Raw genomic sequence first — 4,971 nt, 5'->3', positions numbered from 1 at the left:
CTACTCATCAGGTAGCATAGTAAAAAAATTCAAACCCGTCAGGGTTTATTTGATATGCCTACTTTTATAACATCTATAAACGATAATAAAATATTACGTGAAAAGACCCCATTTTGTATAAAAATATACCTTAAGTTGATGGATGTGTGTACATGCCCCATGCCCATTAACTTAAGAACGAAAACAAAATAAATTTTCGTTCAAATGAACTAAAAAACTCTTAAGATACTTTTTGTCCTTAAAAATGATGCAGCTTTCTTTTGTCTTCTCAATCCATCATACGCATAGACAACACCCATAATATCAAAGACTGTTTTCTTCTCATATCGATGAGATTTCCGACCATTTTTCTGTACTAGGTGGAATAGGGGGATTAGAATCTTTGTTATTTCTTGGGTGTTTTTCTGTATAGCGGCCAAGCTGAAAAATACAGAATATCTTATAAAATTCGGAATTTTATAAGATACTAACGAAAGAGTTTTGTAACACTTCCGCAAGAAAAATGAAAGGTATTTAAACTAAGATGAACTTATAAATATTGATTTTATATTTTTAAATCAACATACGACAGTCTTTATATATTTATTTTTCACAGTGTTACATGTAAGCAATCTAGGCTAAATCTTACTAAGAGAGGACAATAAAAATGAAGAAAAAATTTAATACAATTGGAATTGGAAAGAAAGTCATTCCTACCGCAGCGGCATTAGGTATTCTTTTTTCAGTAGCTCCTATTGCAGAAAACAAGGCTAGCGCAGGGATAGGTACCGTACTCGATGTGACGATTACTTCATTAGGTATAGTGAAAGACATTTATGAAGGACTTGGAATATCTACAGGGGATCCCGACTTAACTGATTACACTGGTCCCTATGCAGAGAATGTATCTTACAGAGCTCCTAATTTTAAATCTGGGGAATTCAATATCTCTATGCATCATACGAAAAATGATTCGAATTTTACTAAGCAGATTAAAGTACTTTATCCAGATGGAAAAAGTGAAATTCATAAATTAAAATCAGGACAGCAGCTTAAGCTTACAGAAGCGGGTACCATTGTAGATCTAAATCCTGATGCAGAATCTGTTTCAGAACACAATCTTTTTTATATTACACAAGCGCAATTAAATGAAGGAAAAACGGGAGTTGCGCTTAACCAAGTTAATACTATATATGTAGAAAAAACATCTGGTCAAAATGTAATTCTTCGTGACGAATTTTATAAGAAAAAATTTGGAGAACGTTCTCTTGACGGATTTAAAGGTTTATTTACTGACCTATTCTCTTATTTAACAGAAGAAGAAAAGAAGATAGCAACATTGACTTCACATCCAGTAGGCAGAGAAGTYCTTTCTAATTATGTTACGAATAACCCTGAAGCTCGTGCGGATTTTAATAACCGGTCAACTAATATATTGGCGGAATCTACAAAAATCCTAGAGACACCTATTACACTACCATTTAGTATACTAAATGACGGTAAACCTTATCAAATTATCCCCTATAAAAAAGGGACGAATAAAGTATTGGTAAAAACAGGTTCAAAATATCTTTCAGGGAAAGAAGGAAATGCACTTCAATATTCTGATTCGATTGGTGATGATGAAGTGTTTGAACTTGTTCAGACCGGTAATTCTCATGATAATAAATTCCAATTCTATTTAAAAAACAAGAATGGAGTAAGTTTGGCTGGTAATTCTTATGTTCAACAATTTGGTACTGATTGGAGTTTCAAATCCGAAATTCGTTTCACTGCAAAAACTAACAATGAAATTCATAACTGGTTAAGGGAATGGTACCCTGGGAAAGAAAATGAGAAACAGAATTATGACGGAATAGAGTTCAGAAGTAATGATAAAGGTGATAGCTCTATATGGACTGCATATGATTCTACTGGAAAATTGATTAAAAATAGTTGGGTAAACCAAGGTACGCAAAATCCTGGTTGGTATTATGCAGATGCTTCAGGAGTTCTCTTGAAGGGTTGGCAGAAAATTGAGGGGAATACGTATTATTTTAATCCGGAGTCTAACATGATGGCTTCAGGAATAAATTCACAAATTGAGGGTAAGTACTATCACTTTAATGATTCTGGTGCTTTGCAACGATCAGCATGGAGAGATAATTACTATTCTGATGCTTCTGGAGCGTTGGTTAAAGAAGGTTTGCGGGAAATCGATGGTAAAATTTACGATTTCCAAAATTACCAACCTACTAAAAATAAACTGCGTCTAGAAGATCAAAGTGTCATTCTTCACTTTTCCGATAAAGGCATGCTTGAGAGAGCTTCTGATCTGAATGGAAACGCACTAACTACTCCTACAACTGTTATTTTGAACGAGAAACAACTAGCCTTTGAGAAAAACGGTGCTATTAGAAAATTAGGAGTGACTGAAAAGAGAGCTTTCCCTCAACCGGATGGAAGCGAGAAGGATGCAATCCACTATTATAGCTTAGAAGAAGGAGCTACTTATTCTGGTTGGAAAACGATTGATGGAAAGAAATATCATTTCAAAGATGGCGCACACTATACTTTTGATGGACATGAAACCATTGATGGAAAAAGATATTATTTTAATCATGACGGAGAAGCTAAGCTAACAGGATTTGATAAAGTTGATGGTAAGATATACCATTATGACGATAAAGGCGTAATGCAAACGGGCTGGCAAGAAATCGATGGTAAATGGTATTACTTCGATGAATCTGGAGCAGCTAAGATAGGATGGTTCTCAGTTGGTGGTGGGTATCATTTCCCTTATTACGGATACTTTACGTATTATGCTAAACAGGATGGTTCAATTTATACAGATACGAAGATTGAAATTAACGGAAAAACCTATACATTTGACAGTCATGGCCACAAAGGTTATTAATCATCAAAAAAAATCTATTTTTTATAAATATGACTCGCTAAATGAGATCCCCACAGCCTCCAGATGCTTTCAGCATCTGGAGGATTTTTATTAACTTGATGGCGATGTTTCCGTACCCAAAATTGGGTGATAATTATTACAGGTGTATCAGATTTCTTGTAGCTTTTAAACTAAAGGCCTTACCCAAAGTTGAGAAAAATCCACATATCCAAAATATTTCATCCTAATATTCGTTAGATCTGATGAAAAAGGAATCTGACATTTATCATAATATAGGGGAATCATAATAGAGGATTCTATCAGTTCTTTTTCAAGGTTTTTATTTAATGAGGGCCACTTTTCAAAATGTGTACGTTTGTATCTATCAAGGTGTTTTTTTATTGTTTCATTTGTTTTTACAATCTTAGCCAACGGTGAATATCTAGCTGTTAGAAAATAATAAAATGATATCTCTTGATTCATCTCGAATACCTCACCATGAATAAAGAGATCAACTTGCTCATTAAGTTTTTCATCTCTCAGATAGCTTTCAAAAGGAACCCATTTGACTAGAAAAGGTATATTTTCTTTTTCTAAGACATTCATTAACCACTTTGTCAGTTTTTCTGTATACTGAGTAGCTTTTATAATAAGTGGTTCTTTAAATGTGGGGCGTGATTTTTGTCGCATATCGATTTGATGATCTATTTCCTTCAAGCAACTCGTAGGGTTGGGGATCTTATTAAAGTCATATTCATGGATATGATTGATATTCTTAGTAATAATATAATGTAAGTAGTTACGAACATCGATTCGTTGAATAGATGAATTACGCCAGGCATTCATAATTATAACGCCAAAGCCAGAATTTCTTTCTACTTGAAAGGTGGAAGTGTTCTCGTTGCGCTTGGAAGATTGATAAATAGTATCAAATTCTAGAGGAACCTGAATGAATTCTACTGTATCTAGCAATGGCCTTTCCTGAAAATAATCATTAAATGCTATCAAGGATGTCTTTTCCTGGTTATTCTCTCCTATATAAAAACCACCAGTTCCTACAATTAGACCGTTATTTTCTTTATAAATGCTTGTATTTATCATACATAACATTTGTAAACAATAGCTACAACCATCCGGATAATGTATGTCAATAATTAATGGTGATACAATATCTATTTTCTCTATTGGTGCCCATAAGTCTTTATAGTATTTATGACTCCGTAGTTTTGAGAGACATAGTTTCACGTCAGTCGCTGTTAAGATGGATCCATCATGAAATTTTATGGACTTTTTTAAGTATAGTCTAAGCTTAGATTGAGTTAAATCCCAACTATGAGCTATTTCAGGAAATATGTTCCCCTTTTCATCCATATAAACAAGTCGATTGAACACGTTTGCGACAATGTGTGCACTATGTACATCGGCAGCCTCTAGTGGATGTGTTGTTAAAAAGGGCTTTCTTCTAGGAATAATTAATTTATCATCCGAATTATGTATATAGCCAAATTTTGAGTGAAACTTAGTCATCAAACGTAGTTTACCGTTTGGAGACCAATTATATAGTAAATATTTACTGCTTTTTTCAACAGGTTGTTGATCCATAATCTCCATCACTTGTGACTCATAGATTTGTTCTATATTTTTAAGCCATTGAAGAGAGGAAGTGTGTCCTCTTCCTTTTCCAGAATTGAAAATTAGCCAACCTTCATCCATCCATTTATGTAAGTAACGTACTGTTTGCTTTGTACTTAAACTTAAAAAGTCTGCTAGGTCTTTTATTTTTATGTGTCCTGAAGAAAATGATTGCCATAGATCCAATAAATTTTTATCCATTTTCCTATCTCCTTCTATAAGTAGACATATTTTTCTAGATATGTCCATTTTCAGTTTAATAAGTCTAGTTTAATATAACATTAGATAAAGTGAAACTTTAATCAGTGGGGGTCTTACTGCCCGCGAATAGCGGGATAAAAGGAGGAGATACTATGAATTGGAAAGACTTTGAGCAAAATATAAAAGTACGCTTAATTACATCATTTTTTAATCGTGCTGTTACATCAGCAGTAATGCCTTTCATGGCATTGTTTTTTGCTCAAGAAATAAATAAAGTATGGGCC

The 4,971-nt window shown here is 33.7% G+C and carries 2 protein-coding genes and 2 pseudogenes; 2 read left to right on the top strand and 2 right to left on the bottom strand.

What is annotated here, in order from left to right; all coding sequences use genetic code 11:
* Nucleotides 1-209 precede the first annotated feature (209 nt).
* A pseudogene (locus AC1DIT_RS27090) lies at nt 210-416 on the bottom strand (hypothetical protein); the annotation flags it as partial.
* A 230-nt stretch (nt 417-646) separates the two neighbouring features.
* Here AC1DIT_RS27090 and AC1DIT_RS27085 point away from each other — a divergent pair.
* Nucleotides 647-2,875, top strand: a complete 2,229-nt coding sequence (locus tag AC1DIT_RS27085; protein WP_016132548.1) for an N-acetylmuramoyl-L-alanine amidase family protein — start codon at nt 647-649, stop codon at nt 2,873-2,875.
* A gap of 165 nt (nt 2,876-3,040) precedes the next feature.
* Here AC1DIT_RS27085 and AC1DIT_RS27080 read toward each other — a convergent pair whose 3' ends face one another.
* Nucleotides 3,041-4,687: an ABC transporter substrate-binding protein gene (locus AC1DIT_RS27080; protein WP_016113601.1), complete on the bottom strand. Its 1,647-nt coding sequence runs from the start codon at nt 4,685-4,687 to the stop codon at nt 3,041-3,043.
* Between the two features lie 152 nt (nt 4,688-4,839).
* Between AC1DIT_RS27080 and AC1DIT_RS27075 the strand changes: the two are divergent.
* Nucleotides 4,840-4,971 (top strand): annotated as a pseudogene (locus AC1DIT_RS27075) (MDR family MFS transporter); the annotation flags it as partial.

The organism is Bacillus sp. 05T22, from assembly GCF_056396765.1.
The sequence above is the reverse complement of the archived record's forward strand: the minus strand, read 5'-3'. Positions and strand labels throughout refer to the sequence as shown.